18 protein-coding genes are annotated in these 17,464 nt (G+C 59.9%); 8 read left to right on the forward strand and 10 right to left on the reverse strand.

The window, feature by feature from the left end; genetic code table 11:
* Positions 1–2: 2 nt before the first annotated feature.
* Complete coding sequence (locus tag AC1DPR_RS05925) at positions 3–446, reverse strand: helix-turn-helix domain-containing protein (RefSeq protein ID WP_018855519.1); 444 nt, start codon at positions 444–446, stop codon at positions 3–5.
* Between the two features lie 464 nt (positions 447–910).
* Between AC1DPR_RS05925 and AC1DPR_RS05930 the strand changes: the two genes are divergently transcribed.
* Positions 911–1,108 (forward strand): hypothetical protein, encoded by a 198-nt coding sequence (locus AC1DPR_RS05930; protein WP_018855520.1) that lies wholly within the window; start codon positions 911–913, stop codon positions 1,106–1,108.
* A gap of 160 nt (positions 1,109–1,268) precedes the next feature.
* On the opposite strand, the gene AC1DPR_RS05935 is transcribed toward AC1DPR_RS05930, so the two are convergent.
* The 3 genes from AC1DPR_RS05935 to AC1DPR_RS05945 all read right to left on the reverse strand — a co-directional run bounded on the left by AC1DPR_RS05935 (position 1,269) and on the right by AC1DPR_RS05945 (position 3,664).
* Positions 1,269–1,568, reverse strand: coding sequence for a hypothetical protein (locus AC1DPR_RS05935; protein WP_477815876.1), 300 nt, complete (start codon positions 1,566–1,568; stop codon positions 1,269–1,271).
* Positions 1,569–1,709: 141 nt separating this feature from the next.
* Positions 1,710–2,897: a mannonate dehydratase gene (uxuA, locus tag AC1DPR_RS05940; protein ID WP_477815877.1), complete on the reverse strand. Its 1,188-nt coding sequence runs from the start codon at positions 2,895–2,897 to the stop codon at positions 1,710–1,712.
* Between the two features lie 44 nt (positions 2,898–2,941).
* Complete coding sequence (locus tag AC1DPR_RS05945; RefSeq protein WP_477815878.1) at positions 2,942–3,664, reverse strand: GntR family transcriptional regulator; 723 nt, start codon at positions 3,662–3,664, stop codon at positions 2,942–2,944.
* 209 nt (positions 3,665–3,873) lie between these two features.
* Here AC1DPR_RS05945 and AC1DPR_RS05950 point away from each other — a divergent pair, with 209 nt between their 5' ends.
* The 4 genes from AC1DPR_RS05950 to AC1DPR_RS05965 are packed head-to-tail and all read left to right on the forward strand — an operon-like array spanning position 3,874 to position 7,926.
* Positions 3,874–5,049, forward strand: coding sequence for an extracellular solute-binding protein (locus AC1DPR_RS05950; RefSeq protein WP_018855524.1), 1,176 nt, complete (start codon positions 3,874–3,876; stop codon positions 5,047–5,049).
* 56 nt (positions 5,050–5,105) lie between these two features.
* Positions 5,106–6,206, forward strand: a complete 1,101-nt coding sequence (locus AC1DPR_RS05955) for an ABC transporter ATP-binding protein (protein WP_037214821.1) — start codon at positions 5,106–5,108, stop codon at positions 6,204–6,206.
* Positions 6,203–7,081 carry an ABC transporter permease gene (locus AC1DPR_RS05960; RefSeq protein WP_477815879.1) on the forward strand — a complete coding sequence of 293 codons (879 nt, stop codon included), beginning with the start codon at positions 6,203–6,205 and terminating at the stop codon, positions 7,079–7,081. Before AC1DPR_RS05955 ends, AC1DPR_RS05960 begins: the two co-directional genes overlap by 4 nt.
* 2 nt (positions 7,082–7,083) lie before the next feature.
* On the forward strand, positions 7,084–7,926 hold the full coding sequence (locus tag AC1DPR_RS05965) for an ABC transporter permease (protein ID WP_477815880.1): 843 nt from the start codon (positions 7,084–7,086) through the stop codon (positions 7,924–7,926).
* 57 nt (positions 7,927–7,983) lie between these two features.
* Here AC1DPR_RS05965 and AC1DPR_RS05970 read toward each other — a convergent pair whose 3' ends face one another.
* A complete protein-coding gene (locus AC1DPR_RS05970) occupies positions 7,984–8,235 on the reverse strand; it encodes a YMGG-like glycine zipper-containing protein (RefSeq protein ID WP_018855528.1) in 252 nt (83 codons plus the stop codon).
* 219 nt (positions 8,236–8,454) lie between these two features.
* Between AC1DPR_RS05970 and pepT the strand changes: the two genes are divergently transcribed.
* Positions 8,455–9,687: a peptidase T gene (gene pepT, locus AC1DPR_RS05975; protein WP_477815881.1), complete on the forward strand. Its 1,233-nt coding sequence runs from the start codon at positions 8,455–8,457 to the stop codon at positions 9,685–9,687.
* Positions 9,688–9,772: 85 nt separating this feature from the next.
* Here the strand turns inward: pepT and AC1DPR_RS05980 are convergent, their stop codons facing one another.
* From AC1DPR_RS05980 to AC1DPR_RS05995, 4 genes are all read right to left on the reverse strand, one after another.
* Positions 9,773–10,219 (reverse strand): helix-turn-helix domain-containing protein, encoded by a 447-nt coding sequence (locus tag AC1DPR_RS05980; protein ID WP_477816022.1) that lies wholly within the window; start codon positions 10,217–10,219, stop codon positions 9,773–9,775.
* Between the two features lie 224 nt (positions 10,220–10,443).
* Entirely contained in the window at positions 10,444–10,722 is a 279-nt protein-coding gene (locus tag AC1DPR_RS05985; RefSeq protein ID WP_018855531.1) for a hypothetical protein, read from the reverse strand.
* A 121-nt stretch (positions 10,723–10,843) separates the two neighbouring features.
* Positions 10,844–12,004, reverse strand: coding sequence for a fumarylacetoacetate hydrolase family protein (locus AC1DPR_RS05990; RefSeq protein ID WP_477815882.1), 1,161 nt, complete (start codon positions 12,002–12,004; stop codon positions 10,844–10,846).
* A gap of 250 nt (positions 12,005–12,254) precedes the next feature.
* Complete coding sequence (locus AC1DPR_RS05995) at positions 12,255–14,090, reverse strand: IlvD/Edd family dehydratase (RefSeq protein ID WP_026371556.1); 1,836 nt, start codon at positions 14,088–14,090, stop codon at positions 12,255–12,257.
* Between the two features lie 117 nt (positions 14,091–14,207).
* Between AC1DPR_RS05995 and AC1DPR_RS06000 the strand changes: the two genes are divergently transcribed.
* Positions 14,208–15,116, forward strand: a complete 909-nt coding sequence (locus AC1DPR_RS06000) for a LysR family transcriptional regulator (RefSeq protein ID WP_025658411.1) — start codon at positions 14,208–14,210, stop codon at positions 15,114–15,116.
* 9 nt (positions 15,117–15,125) lie between these two features.
* On the opposite strand, the gene AC1DPR_RS06005 is transcribed toward AC1DPR_RS06000, so the two are convergent.
* Entirely contained in the window at positions 15,126–16,034 is a 909-nt protein-coding gene (locus tag AC1DPR_RS06005) for a helix-turn-helix domain-containing protein (RefSeq protein WP_018855535.1), read from the reverse strand.
* Positions 16,035–16,120: 86 nt separating this feature from the next.
* Here AC1DPR_RS06005 and AC1DPR_RS06010 point away from each other — a divergent pair, with 86 nt between their 5' ends.
* A complete protein-coding gene (locus AC1DPR_RS06010) occupies positions 16,121–17,398 on the forward strand; it encodes an ABC transporter substrate-binding protein (RefSeq protein ID WP_477815883.1) in 1,278 nt (425 codons plus the stop codon).
* Positions 17,399–17,464: the final 66 nt, after the last annotated feature.

Genomic DNA, 17,464 nt, shown 5'->3' on the forward strand with positions numbered 1-17,464 from the left:
GCCTATCCTCGTGTTTCGTCCGCGCGTTCCCAGCCCTCATGCGAATCCGTGACCGATTGCGCGGAGCCAAGGCTCCTTGCCAGCGCCAACAGCTTTCGACGAATGTTCGGATCTTCGATCGCGATAAAGGCGCGCGTTAGCGCCAACCCCTCCTTCGAGGCGATGAAATGCGCAACTTCATCGGTCTCAGCGCTCAACTGCAGACCAGCCGTATGCGCCCCCTCTTCATCGAAAAAGAAGCCAATAGGCACGCCAAGGACCTCCGCAATCCGCTGCAGCCGGCTCGCACCTATGCGATTGACACCTTTTTCGTATTTCTGGAGCTGTTGAAAGGTAATCCCAAGCGATTCTGAAAGGCTAACCTGGCTCATGCCAAGTAGCTTCCGCCTCAACCTGACACGCTCGCCCACATAGGCATCAATGGCGTTTGGAGTCTTGGCCTTCATGGCGCCCACCGTTTCCTCGTGTCAGACTGGCATTATCTTCGAACTCTGAAAAAATACAACCGAGAGTAAATTATTTCAAGAAGCTAATTGCCGATCACCCAAATTTTTCCACCGCCGTTGCGAATTTATCCCTGGCGCGCAAATGCGACCAAGGTCAAAGCGGTCAAACAACAGTATTGATGCAGCACAACACTGACCCTGGGCGGTACATATTTTTGGCGATGCAATTTATGGTCGTGTCACGTCGATTTCACGAGCCGCTTTGAACTTTTGCGACTATGGTCGAGGCACGGTTAAGTTGAAGCTTCGATCGCCGATCGCTCCAGCGGAGATGATTGGTGGCAAAGCCATTTCGCTGAACTGAGCGATGGGTGGGCGTCTTCGGCAGCGTCTCTGTTGTCAACAGGTGCACCGCTTAACCAATGTCAGCATTCAACACAGATCAAGAACGACCGGAGAGGGCAATGGAACTACGTCCTATAGTAATCAGTCACGCCGACAGGCTTTCCGCCTGCAGGGAGAAGATCGAGCAAGCCGTCTATCTGATCATCCAGGGCGACAAACTCGACGGCTTTTCGTCGACGGAAATCGCAATGGCAATCGCCGATATTGCTGACGACTACATCCTTGCCGCGTCCAGAAAGCGCGCAGCGACACACTGATGGTGCGTGGAACACCTGGCTCCTGGGAGCCGGACAACACGCCCTATCGGTCGCCAACCAGGCCGTGGCCAGGAGAGCCGCGGCCGGCTGCAACCGACCCGAGTGCGATCGGAAAAGGGAAGCCTCCGAAGAACGGTAAGGCTCCCGATTCCGGTCATGTTTATTGCGGTGTCGTGCCGCCGGTCGAAGGATTGGCCGGGGCTGGCGTTGCCGGCTCGCTTGACGGCGCGGCGGGCGCTACCGGCGGCTTCACCGGCTGAGTTTCAGTCGTCGAAGCCGTCGGGGTCATGTCGGTACCCGGCCGGTCGAACCATTCCGTGAAAGCAAACGCCGCAACGAGGATCACAGCGATCGCGGCAACCCATCCGATCCAGGCACTCGAGCTGCGACGCACCGGTGGCGCGCGCAGATCGTGATCTGTGTCGGGATTGCGGTTGGGATCATTGGGGTCGTACGTCATGTCGTTTCTCCTCTCTGCAAGAAGAGAAATGAGCCTCGCCCAAGTTTGTTCCCGATGCGGGAGATCCCGCGCGCGGGAAGACAAGCCGTTCCACCACCGCAACAAGCGCTTTAAAAGATCCTCAACGTGATGCGGCCACCGTCACGACGGCGCCGCCCCAAGCGCATGGAGAATGCCGCGGAGCTCGGCCAGACCGCGCAGACGCCCGATTGCCGGGTAGCCTGGTGTCACGTTCTTGTTGAGATCGTCGAGCATGCGATGACCATGGTCGGAACGGAAAACGATCGTTTCGTCTGCCTGACGTCGCCGGTCTTCCGCGACAAGTTCCTTCAGAACCGCGACCATATCAACGTCACCCTCCAGATGGGCGCTCTCATGGAAGGTACGGCCGTCGCCCTCGCGCCTGGTTGCCCGCAGATGCGCGAAATGGATCCGGGCGGCAAAGCGCCGCGCGATTGCGGCCAGGTCGTTGTCTGCACGAACACCGAGGCTGCCGGTGCAATAGCACATGCCATTTGCCTTAGAGGGCACGGCATCGAAGAGTGCTGCATAGTCATCCGCGGTAGATGCAATACGCGGCAGGCCAAACAGCGAGCGCGGCGGGTCGTCGGGGTGCAGCGTGAGCTTCACGCCTCGCGCTTCGGCAGCCGGTGTCACCGCTTGAAGGAATTCAATGAGGTGCTGGCGCAGCCTGGGGGCATCGATCCCCGCATAGGCGGCGAGTTTTTCGCGGAACTGCGGGATCGTCAATGGCTCGGTCGTAGAGCCGGGCAGGGCAGATGTGATGATCCGGGTGATCTCCGCAATTTCGCTTTCGATCATCGTGTCGAACACTTCGCGCGCCCGCGCCGCATCCTCGGCGCTGTATTGCTCCTCGGCACCTGCGCGCTGCAGGACAAACAGATCGAAGGCAGCAAACTTCTCGTGATCGAAACGCATGGCGGTGGCGCCGGTATCGATCACATGGTCGAGTTCGGTGCGCGTCCAGTCGACGACGGGCATGAAGTTGTAGCAAACAATTGGAATACCGCAGGCGGCAACAGCTTCCAGGCTGGCAATCCAGGCCTCGATTTCCGCCTTTGCCCGCCCGCCATTGCGCTTGACCGCATCGGGAATGGGGATGCTCTCGACGACGGACCATGTCAGGCTCGAGCGCCCAGCCGGCGTGGTTTCGATCATCGCCTGTCGCTCACGCACTTCAGCCTCAGTCCACGCGCGCCCGATCGGAACCTGATGCAGGGACGAAACAATATTCGTCGCTCCGGTCTGGCGCACCTCATCAAGTGTCACCGGAGCCTCAGGCCCAAACCATCTCCAACCCTGGCGCATGCACTTCCTCCTTGGGATCGTCTTGTCGTTGTCCGCCGATCGGCTCAGCAGAAGTAATCTGGATACTGCGTTCGAAGCTCGGCGACATCGGGTATGACGGCGCTGAGGTGATGCATCATTGCCGCGCGCGCCGCTTGAAGATCATGGGCCGCAATCGCATCGCGAATGAGTTCGTGTTCGTGCACGACATTGTCCATCCGGCCAAGAACCGGCAGCGTCAGCCGACGCGCCCTGTCGATCTGCACCTTGACCGTCTTGAGGATCGTCCAGATCCCGGGATATCCAGCGATGCTGGCAATCGCCTCGTGGAACGCCTCATCCTCTTCGTGAAAGGCCGAGGGGTCGCCGAGTGCGGCCAGTGATCTCTGTCGTGAGATGATGCCATCCAGGCGACTGACATCGGCAGCTGTCGCGATCTCGGCAGCACGTTCCACCGTGGTACCCTCAAGCGACTTGCGAACGACGACTGCCTCCGGGATGGCCGCGACGGGCACGCGCGACACGACGGTGCCCGATTGCGGATAGATATCGACAAGCCCGCCTTCCGACAGTCGAAGCAGCGCCTCACGCACAGGGGTGCGGCTGACGTTGAACTCTTCGGCAATGCGCTTTTCCTGCAGTTGCATTCCAGGTCGCATACGCAGAGCAAGAATGTCGGCGTACAGCCTGTCGTAGATGGCATCTGCGGTCGTCACGCGACGAAGCTTCGCCGGCCTCTCGGCCCCGGAAGGCAAGGTCGCGGGAATGGAAACAACTGATGCCTGCATTACGTGCGGCCCTGACATTGACTCGTTCGTGAATACTAGTATATCAATTTATCGCGACTGCCAAGCTGCACCTGGAGGAATGGTGTTTTCGGCAATCATTTCAGATGTTTCACGCATCTAAGAGAAGGTGCCGATCCCTGCAACGATCGGTTCGGGGACGCGCAGCACCACGTTTTGCGGTGCCCGGCAACAAGAGGAGGAGAAACAATATGAAAGTCACCCGCAGAACATTTGTCGGCACCGCCGCAGGCGCGGCCGTCGCGAGCATGCTGCCGTTGAAGGTCTTTGCACAGGCCAAGAAACCGGCAAGTCCAGTCACCATCACGATCGCGGATGTCGCCGGCAACCTCGCGCTCACGCAGGGCATGTTCGAGGCCTATGCCGCGGAGAAGCCGGAATGGGTCTCCAGCTTCGCCTTCACAAAGGCACCGGCGCCGGAACTCCCTGGCAAGATCAAGGCGCAGCAGGCAGCCGGCAAGGTTGATATCGATCTCGTTCTGACGGGCACGGATGCACTTTCGGCCGGCCTCGACCAGGGACTTTGGATCGATCTCGGAGCGCACAAGTCCGAGCTTCCCAACCTCGAGCAAATCCTGCAGCCGCAGGCCTTCAAGATGCAGGCCCTTGCCAAGGATCAGGGCGTCGTCGTCACCTATTACCCGTCCGGTCCCCTCATCGAATATATGCCTGACAAGGTGCCCACGCCGCCAAAGTCGGCGCAGGAGCTGCTTGACTGGGCGAAGGCCAACAAGAACCGCTTCATCTACGCTCGCCCGGCCAATTCCGGCCCCGGCCGCACCTTCCTCATGGGCTTGCCTTATCTGCTCGGCGACAGCGACCCGCGTGATCCCGCCAAGGGCTGGTCAAAGACGTGGGACTATCTCGCAGCACTCGGCGAACACATCGAATACTATCCGACCGGCACTGGCCAGGTGATGAAGGAGCTTGGCGAGGGGACCCGCGACATCGTCGTCTCGACGACCGGCTGGGACATTAATCCCCGCGCGCTCGGCATCGTTCCGGCTGAAGCGAAGGTGCAGAAGCTCGATGGCTTCCATTGGGTCACCGACGCCCACTACGCAGTGATCCCGAAGGGCGTGTCCGACGAGAAGATCGGCGTGCTGATCGACGTCCTCAACTACGTCCTGCAGCCCAAGCAGCAGGCAATCGCCTACGACGCCGGCTACTTCTATCCGGGTCCGGCCGTCAAGGACGTCACAATTGACATGGCGCCGCAGGAAAGCCAGGACACCCTCAAGGAATTCGGCCGGCCGGAATATGCCGACTGGATCGCCAACAATCCCCTGGAGGTTCCGCTGGAGCCGAAGCAGTTGGTCGAAGCCTTCCGCATTTGGGACGAGAAGATCGGCGCCAAGAAGGGCTGATCGAAGGACATCAGCCGGCCGGGATTTCGTCCCAGGCCGGCCACCTCATTCTGCAGATGGAGATTGGTTTGACCTCGGTATCGAATGCCGCAGCATCGACGCGCAAGAACGCGCGCCTGGAACTCGACGGAATGCGTCGCGCCTTCGGGGCGTTCAACGCCTTGAATGGCATCGATCTTGCGATCGAGCCCGGCGAGTTCGTGGCGCTGCTTGGTCCATCCGGCTGCGGCAAGTCGACCGCGCTGAACTGCATTGCCGGCTTGCTTGCACTGACCGGTGGCGAAATCCGCCTTGGTGGCACGCGCATCGACCAGCTCGAACCGGAGCGCCGCGGCTTTGGGATGGTTTTCCAGAGCTACGCCCTGTTTCCACACATGACTGTCCGAAAGAACGTCGGCTTCGGGCTTGCCATGCAGGGCATAAAGGGTCCCGAGGCCGACCAGCGCGTCCGCGATGCCTTGGCCCTGGTTCGCCTCGAAAGCCAAGCCGACAAATTGCCGGGCCAGCTCTCTGGCGGGCAGCAGCAGCGCGTCGCGATCGCGCGCGCCATTGTCATTCGCCCGCCAATTGTCCTGATGGACGAGCCGCTATCCAATCTTGATGCAAAGCTCCGGCTTGAAATGCGCGCCGAAATTCGCGGCATCCACGACCAGATCGGGTCCACCACCATCTATGTCACGCATGACCAGGACGAGGCGCTGTCGCTTGCCGACCGCATCGTGGTCATGAGCCAGGGTCATATCGAGCAGATCGGTTCGCCCCAGGATCTCTACCAGCGGCCTGTCAACGTTGATGTCGCCGACTTCATGGGCTTCAGAACCCGTGTTCCGGGCCGCATTACGCGCGTGTCCGGCGATGAGGCTGAGATCGAGGTCGCCGGCGCTCGCCTCGTCGGCACGATGCGTTCGCCCCTCAAGGCAGGTGATGCAGCCATCCTGTCCGTCCGCCCGGAGGATCTTGTCGCGTCCAACGGCGAGGGGATCGCCGCCACCGTCAGCAGCATGGAATATCGCGGACGCGCATTTTTCGGCATGGCGCGGGCAGGCGACGGTTCGGAACTCTATTTCCGGGCGGACGAGCCGCTGGGCCGCGGCGCATCGACGAGGCTGCAGCCGGTTGCCGGTCGGGCCCTGGTCTTTTCGGGGGCGGCGGGATGAACCAGCCCTCGCTGCAAACTCGACTTGCCGCTCGTGGGCTTGACGGCACGACGCTGCTGCTTCTGCCAGGCCTGATCTTCATGATCGCGCTGTTCGTCTACCCCTTCCTCTATGGCCTGGCCGATTCACTCATGCCGAAAGAGGGCGCCTGGTATGCCAACTACACAAAATTCTTCAGCGATCCGTTCCAGTACCAAACGATCGCTGCGACCATGTGGCTGGCCCTGCCGGTAACCATAATCAACCTCGCATTCGCGGTGCCGGTTGCCCTGCGCGTGCGTCTGATGCGCCGACAGCGCCTGCTGACGACCATTCTCGTCTTGCCAATCACCCTTGGCACGGTCTTCGTGGCCGACGGACTGCTGACCTTTCTCGGACCGCGTGGCTGGTTCAATCATACGTTCCTGCTGCTCGGCATCCTCGACACCCCCGTGAAGCTGACGAACAATTACTGGGGCGTCTTTGCCTCGCTGCTGATCACCGGCTTTCCGTTTGCCTTCCTGCTCACTCTGTCCTACGTCACCGGTATCGATCCCGCGATTGAACAGGCAGCCGCAACATTGGGCGCAGGGCCACGGCAGCGCTTCTTCCGCGTCTTCCTGCCGCTTCTGGTTCCGGGCCTAGCCGTCACCTTTTGCCTTGCCTTCGTCCAGGCCTTCGCTGTCTTTCCCTCCGCCGTGCTTCTGGGTGCGCCGGCAGGGCCGACGCGTGTCATCTCCATTGCCGCCTATCAGGCCGCCTTCGAGCAATATGATCATTCACTCGGTTCGGCGATCGCGCTCATCATGGGTGCCGTGGAGCTCGCTGTCGTGCTGACGGTTCTCGCCATACGCTCACTCTTCTACCGCGGCCCCGCCGGCGGCACGAAAGGCTAATCATGATCCGAGATCAGGGCCTCACCTCGAAGATCTGGCGTTTCGCCATTTGGGCGCTAGCCATCCTTTTTGTGCTAAACCTGCTTGCCGTCATCGCAGCCGTCATTGTCAATTCGTTTGCGACGCGCTGGCTTGGCACATGGCTGCCGGCCGGCTGGACGACACGCTGGTACTTCAGTGCCTGGAAGGAATTTCAGCTTTCCAGTGTCGTTCTCGTCACCTTCGAGATCGTTTTCACCGTCGTCATCATTTCTGGAATTCTGGGCGTCACGACCGCCTATGCGCTTGCGAGGCGCAACTTTCCCGGAAAGGGCCTTGTCGTCCTGCTATTCCTGTTGCCGTTGCTGATCCCGCCGCTGACCTACGGTATTCCGCTTGCAACCGTCCTCTATCGGCTCGGCCTAGGCGGCACATTCTGGGGTGTCGTGCTGATCAACATCGTGCCTTCGCTGCCCTTTGTGGTCCTGGTGATGATCCCCTTCATCGAGCAGATAGACCCGCGTATCGAAGCGGCAGCCCGCGTGTTCGGTGCAGGAACGACGAGCCTCTTTCTGCGGATCTTGCTACCGCTGCTCCTGCCGGGAATGCTGGCTGCCTTGCTTTTGGTTCTGGTTCGGACCATCGCGATGTTCGAACTCACCTTCCTGATTGCCGGCGCCACGACCCAAACACTCGTCGTCTCACTCTACTATGCCGTCTTTGCGTCAGGCGTCCGGGCGGGCCAGTCCATCGATGCGATGGCGGTGGTCTACATGGTCACGACACTGTTCTGGCTGGTTCTCGCGCTGCAGTTCGTCAACCCGACGCAGATCGTCGCGCGGGCAAAACAACAAAGTGCCCACTAGCGAGAACATGATGGAAATGACCGCCTCTTGAGGAGGAGGCGGTCATCGGGCATGCGCCTAGCAGCGCGCCTCATACCTGCGGCCATATCGGTCACGATAGACACAGTAGCCGCGATGCTCGGTAGATCGTCCAATCAGGGCACCCGCCACGCCGCCGGCCACGGCACCAATGGCCGCACCTTCCCAGCTATTGCTGACTGCACCGCCGATGATGGCTCCCGAACCGGCGCCGATCGCCGTTCCCTTCTCGGTCGCGGTGCACGAGGCCAACGCGCCCATAAATGCTCCAACCAGGATAATTTTTCTCATCTTCCACTCCAACCATAATAGATTTTTGCGTTACGGCGTAGGAACTAAGTCGGACGTCTCAAGGTTCCATCGGACTTAGGTCTGACACTGGCATTCGCTGGACGGCAGGACCCCGGTCTTTCGCCAACGTGCGGTCGAACATGGGCGTCGAAGGCCACTATTCAAGACCTGTCCTGGAAGGCTATACCCGTGCGTCGCCAAACACAAACCGGAGCCGCCATGACCGACACTGTCCTCGATCGTTTCCTCCGCTACGTCGTTATTGACACTCAATCGGATGCGGGATCACCAACACAGCCGTCGACAGCCAAGCAGAAGGAGCTGGGTCGATTGCTCGTGGACGAGTTGCTGGGGATTGGCGTGTCCGATGCTCACCTCGACGAGCATGGCTATGTCTATGCGACCATTCCGTCGAATACCGACAAGACAGTCCCGGTCATTTGCTTCTGCTCGCACATGGACACGGCACCAGATTTCACGGGAACGAATGTGAGGCCAAAAGTCCTGCACAACTATGGCGGTGGCGATATCAAGCTCTCCGGCGACCAGAAGCAGGTCATTCGCGTTGCCGAGAATCCGGCGCTCAAAGACCAGATCGGCAACGATATCGTTACAACCGACGGGACGACGCTGCTCGGTGCCGACGACAAGGCCGGCATCGCCGAAATCATGACGGCGGCGCAAATCCTGATGGACAATCCCGACATCAGGCACGGAACGATCAAGCTGCTTTTCACGCCCGATGAGGAGATCGGTCGCGGCGTCGACAAGGTCGACCTGACCAAGCTTGCTGCGCAGTTTGCCTATACGATGGATGGGGAGACAGCCGGACACATAGAAGACGAGACGTTCTCGGCCGACGGCGTGGAAATTGCCATCGAAGGCGTCGCCATCCATCCAGGCTTTGCCAAGGGAAGGATGGAGAACGCCATCAAGATCGCCGGCGCGATCATAGATCGGTTGCCCAGGAATATCGCACCGGAAACGACCGACGGACGAGAAGGCTTCATCCATCCGACCGGTCTGAGCGGATCGATGGAAAAGGCGGCTATCAGCCTCATTGTCCGGGACTTCGAAGAAAGCGGCCTCGCCGACAAGGAGAATCGTCTCGAAGCAATCGTGCGGGAGGTGATGAAGGACTATCCGGGCTCGTCTTACACCTTCGCCGTCAAGCAGCAGTATCGCAACATGAAGGTGGTTCTCGATCGCCACCCGCAGATTGTCGAAAACGCAATCGAAGCGATCCGCCGTGCCGGAATGTCGCCGGTTCGCGGCAGTATTCGAGGCGGAACCGACGGTTCGCGTCTCTCCTTCATGGGACTGCCGTGTCCGAACATATTTGCAGGCGGGCACGCCTTCCACTCACCAAGCGAATGGATCAGCAGGCAGGACATGGAAAGGGCCGTCGCCACTCTGGTTGAGCTTGCAAGGGTTTGGGAAGAGCGAGCATGAGTTGCCCGACCGCCCGAACAACGCACGGGGATGACAGGCGGAATTGCATCTTGCCGACCGGCCCTACATCACATGAGCCTGATGCTCAGGCGAAGGTTTCGCCGTGTTTTCCTCGCTCACCTGATACGTCACGCCCTTCCTGCGCCTGCGCCATGGCCTTGACCAGGGCGACGATTTTTTCGCGCAGCTGCGTATCGCTGATCTTCAGGAACGCGCGGTTAAGTGCGAGTCCCTCCTTCGAATGCAGGAATTCCGCGACGGGGTCAGCCGCGACATTCGTCTCAACCAGGCTCATTGGCTCGGATTCGTTCTGTTGGAAGAAGAAACTCGGCGACGTACTCAGGACCTCGGCGATCCGTTGCAGCCGGCTGGCACCGATCCGGTTCAGACCCTTCTCGTATTTCTGCACCTGCTGGAACGTAACACCGATCTGGTCGGCTAGCCTTTCCTGACTGAGACCTAGGAGTTGCCTGCGCATCCTCACGCGAGAACCGACATAGGTATCGATGGCATTTGGTGTCTTTGCATTCATCATACGCGTTTCCATGACCGGGCCGGCGTGGCGATCATCGCTCGATCTCCGGTATAGCACTCCCATAAATGTGTATTAGGCATGGGCCAAATTCAATTGGTAGTTCTTCCTAGTTGGGTAATATCACCTGACAAGAATGCGACTCCAGCCTGAACATGCGGCGAGGGCTCGCTGACAAGTACCGCCAGGCTACGGCCTTCGCTAAAGCCCCGTGTCAACATTGCTTACCGGTTGAAGCGAATTGGCCGGAACTCCCTGTGGACGATCTTCAACGACCTGTCGGGCTGTATCATGTAGGTTTCATCCACTTGTCGACCCCACTGGTCTATGAAGTTGTGGGGGAACGTCGATCCGGGCGGGGATTTCGTCAGCTTGGTGCGTGGCTGGCCGCCATAAGTGACACTGCCGGGGATCGGCTCGAGGCCGGGCGATGAAAAATCCTTCGCAGCCGTGCATGCAGCAAGAAGGAATGCTCCAACCAGTACAAGAGCTCTCTTCTTCATGGCATCCTCAACGCTTCGGCCCTGTTTCAGAAGCATATATGTGATCAGTTGCGCCGGAACAGGTAGCCTGCCCGTCCGGCGCAAGATTTCAGCGGCGCCTGCCGCACCACATCTTCAAAACCTACAGCAGATCGCGCCTTGCAAGGCTTGCCATCAGGGCCGCAATCCCGAAGCTCCAGGGCGGGCACTCGGTCGAAAGCCTCACCGTGTTGACGAGCGAGCCGAGACCCGCCGAAGAAATTTCGACGACGTCGCCAACCTTGTGGGTGAAGCCCTGATTCGGCGCGTCGCGATCCTGCGTTGGGGCAAACAGCGTTCCCAGAAACAGCATGAAGCCGTCCGGATACTGATGATGGGCGCCGCAGGTCTGCTTGACGAGGTCAGTCGGGTCGCGGCTGATCTTCGACATCGAGCTCTTGCCGTGCAGGACGAAACCGTCTGTCCCGGTAACCTTGAGGTCGAGCTCTGCGCTGCGCACGTCATCGAGGCCAAAGGTCTCGTCGAACAGACGGATGAACGGGCCGATTGAGCAGGAAGCATTGTTATCTTTCGCCTTGCCGAGCAGAAGCGCCGAGCGGCCCTCGACGTCGCGCAGATTGACGTCGTTGCCAAGCGTTGCACCCTTGATGTCCCCGCGACTATTCACGGCAAGCACGATCTCGGGCTCGGGATTGTTCCAGGTCGAGATCGGATGCAGACCAACATCGGCACCCCAGCCAACAGAAGAAAGCACCGGCGACTTGGTGAACACCTCGGCGTCGGGCCCGATGCCGACCTCGAGATATTGTGACCACATGCCTTCCTCGATCAACGCCTGCTTGACCTTGGCAGCTTCAGGCGACCCGGCCTTCAGGTTGTTGAGGCTACCGCCGATGAGCGTGCTGACCCGCTCCCGGATGGCCGCTGCACGATCCGGGTTTCCAGCGGCCTTCTCCTCGATGACCCGCTCGATCATCGACTGGGCAAACGTCACGCCGCAGGCCTTGATAGCCTGAAGGTCAGCCGGAGCAAGCAGATGGACGCGCGACAGGTCGGGTGTGCCGATGCCCGAGGCAGCGATCTCCTCCAGCGTGCCGAGCACAGGGCCTTGTGCATTACGAGCAACTGCTGCGGCGTCGGCCTGCTCCAGAAGTGCGCTCAGCGTCGGCACGGCCTTGGAGGTGATATCGACCACCTGGTCATCCCGAACCACCACGACGCTCGGCCCTTGGACACCAGGGTTCCAGGCACGACCTACAAACAAGCCACCGGCGGCAGCAGAGTCCAGAAGAGTATAAGACATCGTCATGTTCCGTCACGCGAGCGATGGACGCGCTCAAAATGAAAAACGAACCGGCCGCCCTCCAACCCAGCGGCCGCGGAAATCGATCACAATCGCTGCCTGACGACAAGGTCAAAACCAAGGATTCTCGACCTCCGGAAACGCAAATGGACGAAACGCGAAAGGACGCGATGCCGGAGACAGCGTCGCGCCCATTGTACTCGATCAGACGGTCTTCGGCGCCACGCGCTCTCGCACGCGCGCCGACGACTTAGTGGTTATCGCGCGGAATTCCCTTCGTCTGAGCGATACGCTGATACTTGACGGCAGGCTCGAGCACGGCACCGGTTTCCATCTGACCAACGCAGGCACGCTGCATTTCCTGCCAGGGTGTCTGGCTTTCCGGATAGACATAGCCCCCGGCTGCCTCGAGCGCCTTGCGGCGTTCGGCGAGCTCCTCGTCGCTGATGAGGATGTTGGCGCTCCCCTTCTTGAGATCGATACGAACCTGGTCGCCGGTCTTGAGGAGCGCAAGCCCACCGCCGGCTGCCGCTTCTGGCGAAGCGTTGAGGATGGAGGGCGATCCGGACGTCCCGGACTGGCGGCCATCGCCGATGCAGGGCAGGGAACTGATCCCCTGCTTCAGGAGGTAGTCCGGAGCGCGCATGTTGACGACTTCGGCCGCACCCGGATAGCCGATCGGGCCGGCGCCGCGCATGAAGAGGACCGTCGAAGCGTCGATCGCCAGTGACGGATCGTCGATGCGGTGATGGTAATCTTCCGGTCCGTCAAAGACGACAGCGCGGCCAACAAAGGCTTCCGGATCATTCGGGTTGGAGAGATAACGCTGACGGAACTCGGGCGAGATCACGCTCGTCTTCATGATTGCCGACGAGAAGAGGTTGCCGCGCAGGACGCGGAACCCGGCGCGCTCCTTAAGCGGACGCTCGAACGGGCGAATCACCTTGTCGTCTTCGATCGTCGCCGTGGTGTAATTCTCGCCAACAGTCTTGCCGTTGACGGTCATTGCGCCGGTGTTGAGGAGGTTATGCTTGATCAGTTCGCCCATGACGGCGGGAACGCCACCGGCGTGATAGTAGTCCTCGCCGAGATATTCGCCAGCCGGCTGCAGGTTGACGAGCAGCGGGATTTCCTCGCCGTAGGTCTGCCAATCGTCGACCGTGAGCTCGACGCCGATGTGGCGGGCAAGTGCGTTGAGATGGATCGGAGCATTGGTGGAGCCGCCGATCGCGGAGTTGACCTTGATCGCGTTGATGAAGGCTTCCTTGGTCAGAATGTCGGAGGGCTTCAGATCTTCCCGAACCATTTCGACGATCCGCAGGCCGGTTTCATAGGAAACTTCCTGGCGGTCACGATAGGGGGCCGGAATGGCGGCGCCGCCCGGCAACTGCATGCCGAGTGCTTCTGCAAGCGAGTTCATCGTGGTTGCCGTGCCCATCGTGTTGCAATATCCGGTCGACGGCGCGGAGGATGCGACGAGCTTGACGAAGCCCTGATAGTCGATTTCGCCACGCGCCATCATTTCGCGTGCCTTCCAGACAATCGTGCCCGAGCCCGTGCGTTCGCCGCGGAACCAGCCGTTCAACATCGGGCCGACCGACAGCGCGATCGCGGGAATGTTGACGGTTGCCGCGGCCATCAGACAGGCCGGGGTCGTCTTATCGCAGCCGATGGTCAGAACGACGCCGTCAAGCGGGTAGCCGTAGAGAACCTCGACGAGACCGAGATAGGAAAGGTTGCGATCGAGGCCCGCCGTCGGGCGCTTGCCGGTTTCCTGGATCGGGTGGACCGGGAACTCGATGGCGATACCGCCAGCGTCACGGATGCCTTCGCGAACGCGCTTGGCGAGTTCGATGTGGTGACGATTGCACGGCGACAGGTCAGAGCCCGTCTGCGCGATACCGATGATCGGGCGACCCGACTGCAGCTCTTCCTGGCTGAGACCGAAGTTCATGTAGCGCTCGAGGTAGAGCGCGGTCATGTCGGGATTTGCGAGATTGTCGAACCAGGCCTTCGAGCGAAGCTGGCGCGATCCGTCCTGCTCTTGAACTGCGTTCTGATTCGGGGAAGGTGTTTTCTCAACCACGATGAATTTCCTTGCTTTGACGCCGTTGTTGTCATGCACTTAGCTGATCGATACAGGAATGTATAATCAGTCTTTCGCATTTTGATATGCAAATCCCTTATATCAAGTGAGGCAAGCATGGGATTGGATGGTTTCAGGCTACGCCACCTGAAGATGCTCGTGGCGCTCAGCGAGCACGGAAAGCTCGGTGTCGTTGCAGAGATGTTCGGCGTCTCGCAGCCGGCACTGTCGAGGACATTGAACGAGTTGGAGCAAATGTCCGGACACCAGCTCTTCGAGAGACACAACCGTGGACTTATCCCCACCCCTCAAGGAGAGGTGATCGTTCGCCACGCCAAGATGTTGATCTCCGAGGCGCAGCGCGCCGAATACGAAATGGTGGTCGCTGCAGCCGGGCAGGGCGGCAGTGTCGCGTTCGGCACGATCATGACGCCAGCCGCCGACTATGTCGCCCCCGCGCTGAAACGCATCTTCCAGACCCATCCGACAATCGACATCAGCATCGCTGTAGGAAGCAGCGACGTGCTGCTCGAGGACGTGCTGAGCAGGAGGCTCGACTTTGCCGTTTGCCGAATTCCGAGCGGCATGAACCCACTCTGGTTTGATTATCTGCCTGTTGGCCAGGAGACGCTGCGCGTCATCGTGGCGGTGGATCATCCGCTCTCGGCAAAGCCTGTCGTCACCGAGGACGACCTCCGGCACCAGAGCTGGGTGCTGCAGCCGCATGGCTCGTTTCTCAGGCAGGTCATTGATGATTTCATCCGGCGCCATGGCATCGTACCGGCCAGCGTCGTTTCGACCTCTGATGCGCTCCTGACCATGCTGTTGATCCTGCAGAGCCAGCGGCTCGGCATCTTCGCCGAGCCTGTTGCCGCGCTCCTCGAGAGGCATGGTCTCGTCAAGGCGCTGCAGATCGAGGGAGACATCTCCGTTCCGGGTTTCGGCCTCATCAAGCTCAAGGAACGTGAACTGTCGGCCTCCGCCGAGCTTGTCTACAATGTGTTTGCCACGACACGAAATCTGTGAGGCCATGGACTAGGGCGCATACTGCGTGACCATGCGCGCATCGCGACGAAAATCGGAAGGCGACATCCCGGCGATATGGCGGAATGACTTGTTGAAGGCGCTGATCGACCCGAAGCCGCTATCCATCGCGACCTGCAAGACGTTCGCCTCATCGTTCATCAGCATTGCCTGTGCCCGTGACAGACGCAGCAGATTGACATATTTGCTGAGCGTCATGCCTGTCGTCTTCTTGAACAGGTTCATCGCATATTTCGGATGAAGATCGGCGGCGCGAGCGATATCGACCGAATCGATTTCCTGCAGGAAGTTGACGGCGATGAAGTCGCACATACGCGCCACGCTTCGCGACGATTGCGGGTAGCATTGCTCGATATCGTCGGCATCCGTCGGCCCGAGGGTCGGGATCATTGAATAGGGTTCGAGTGCGATTCGCTCCACCCGCAACAGCATCTCGTCGACGGCGTGCTGCGCCTTGGCGGGATCGCCGGATTTGGTATAGCGCACCCAGCGCGGAAAGTTCTCGAGGTCGGCCGCATCAGTTGCCGAGGTGAACAGGATCTCACCCTTCATCAGTCGGCTGGAGATGTTGATGGGCAGGCGCATACGGAAGAAATAGACCAGTGGCAGGTGGCCGCCGGCGTAGATCGCGTCCTCGGAGCAATCGTCCATCTGGTGCGGTTGCCCACCCCAAAACAGGCACATATCGCCCGCCTTCATCGAGATTTTCTGGCCGTTCATGCGGTAGTGCACGCTACCCTGCATGATATAATTCACTTCGACCTGCACATGCCAATGAGGCATGAGCATCACTGGTGGATGGTTGTGAAACATCTGAAGGGCCGTCGGCAAACCCTCGATGCTGCTCGCTCCCGGTTGATAGACTGCCCGCCTTACGATCTTACTTTCCGCCAAGTCCATGTTCCCTTTTTAGGAGACAGCGGCTCCCTTGTAGATAGTCTAGCCGCGTTCGCTAAGGGACGGCAATTGAAAAGGGAGGATTTTCAATGCGCTTCAAACTCATCGGTGCGACCACTGCAGTCGCACTTCTTGCTTCCGGTTCTGCTTTCGCACAGCAGTCGGGCAATCTGACCATCTGGAGCTGGAACATCGCCGCATCGGCGCTGAAGTCCACGCTCGAAGGCTTCAACAAGCAGCATCCTGACATCAAGGTCACGGTCGAGGATCTCGGCAACCAGCAGGTCTTCGACAAGATGTTGGCCGCCTGCGCCGCCGGTGGCGAAGGACTGCCCGACATCGTCAGCGTGGAAAACTTCGAGGCTGAAATCTTCTGGAGCCGCTTCCCTGACTGCTTCGCCAATCTGAAAGAGTTGGGCTACACTCCCGAAATCCAGGCGAAATTCCCGGATTTCAAGCGCACGGAGCTCGAGGTCGGTGATGTCGCCTACGCCATGCCGTGGGATTCCGGTCCGGTCGCCGTTTTCTATCGCCGGGATTTCTATGAAAAGGCCGGCGTTGATCCGTCGACGATCAAGTCCTGGGACGATTTCATTGCGGCTGGCAAGAAGATCTCCGCGGCCAATCCGGGCGTCGTCATGGCGCAAGCCGACTTCAACGGCGACAGCGAATGGTTCCGCATGATTTCCAACGAGCAGGGCTGCGGCTATTTCTCGACGGACGGCCAGACGATTACCATCAATCAGCCGGCCTGCGTTGCGACACTCGAAAAAGTCAAGCAGATGAAGGACGCCGGAACGCTGACGGCAGCCATCTGGGACGAGAAGATCCAGGCCAATACCGCTGGCAAGGTGGCAAGCCAGATGTATGGCGGCTGGTATGAAGGCACCATTCGCTCCGGCTCGCCCGACCTTTCCGGCAAGTGGGGCGTCTACATGATGCCAAGCCTGACGCCCGATGGCCCGCATGCTGCGAATCTCGGCGGCTCGTCGCTTGCGATCGCTGCCAATTCCCAGAACAAGGAAGCAGCCTGGACCTACATCAACTACGCACTTGGCACCAATGAGGGCCAGGTGACGATGCTGAAATCCTTTGGTCTCGTCCCGTCGCTGTTGACCGCAGTCCAGGATCCCTTCGTCAACGAACCACAGGCCTACTGGCACGACCAGAAGGTATGGGCCGATATCCTTTCGACCCTGCCGAAGATCGTTCCAAGCCGCGGGACGCCGTTCCAGACGGATGCGGACTCGATCTACAGGGCAGCGCAGACCAAGTACTTCGCCGGCGGCTATCCTGATGCGAAGGCCGCGCTTGACGACGCCGCAAAACAGATCGCGACGGCGACCGGTCTTCCCCTTGCGAAATGAGTAACGGTGCCGGGCGTCGCTTGGCGCCCGGCCTCCATCCTCAGGGATGGCTCGTCTCGTCTGTGA

The organism is Rhizobium sp. 01T417, assembly GCF_056398905.1.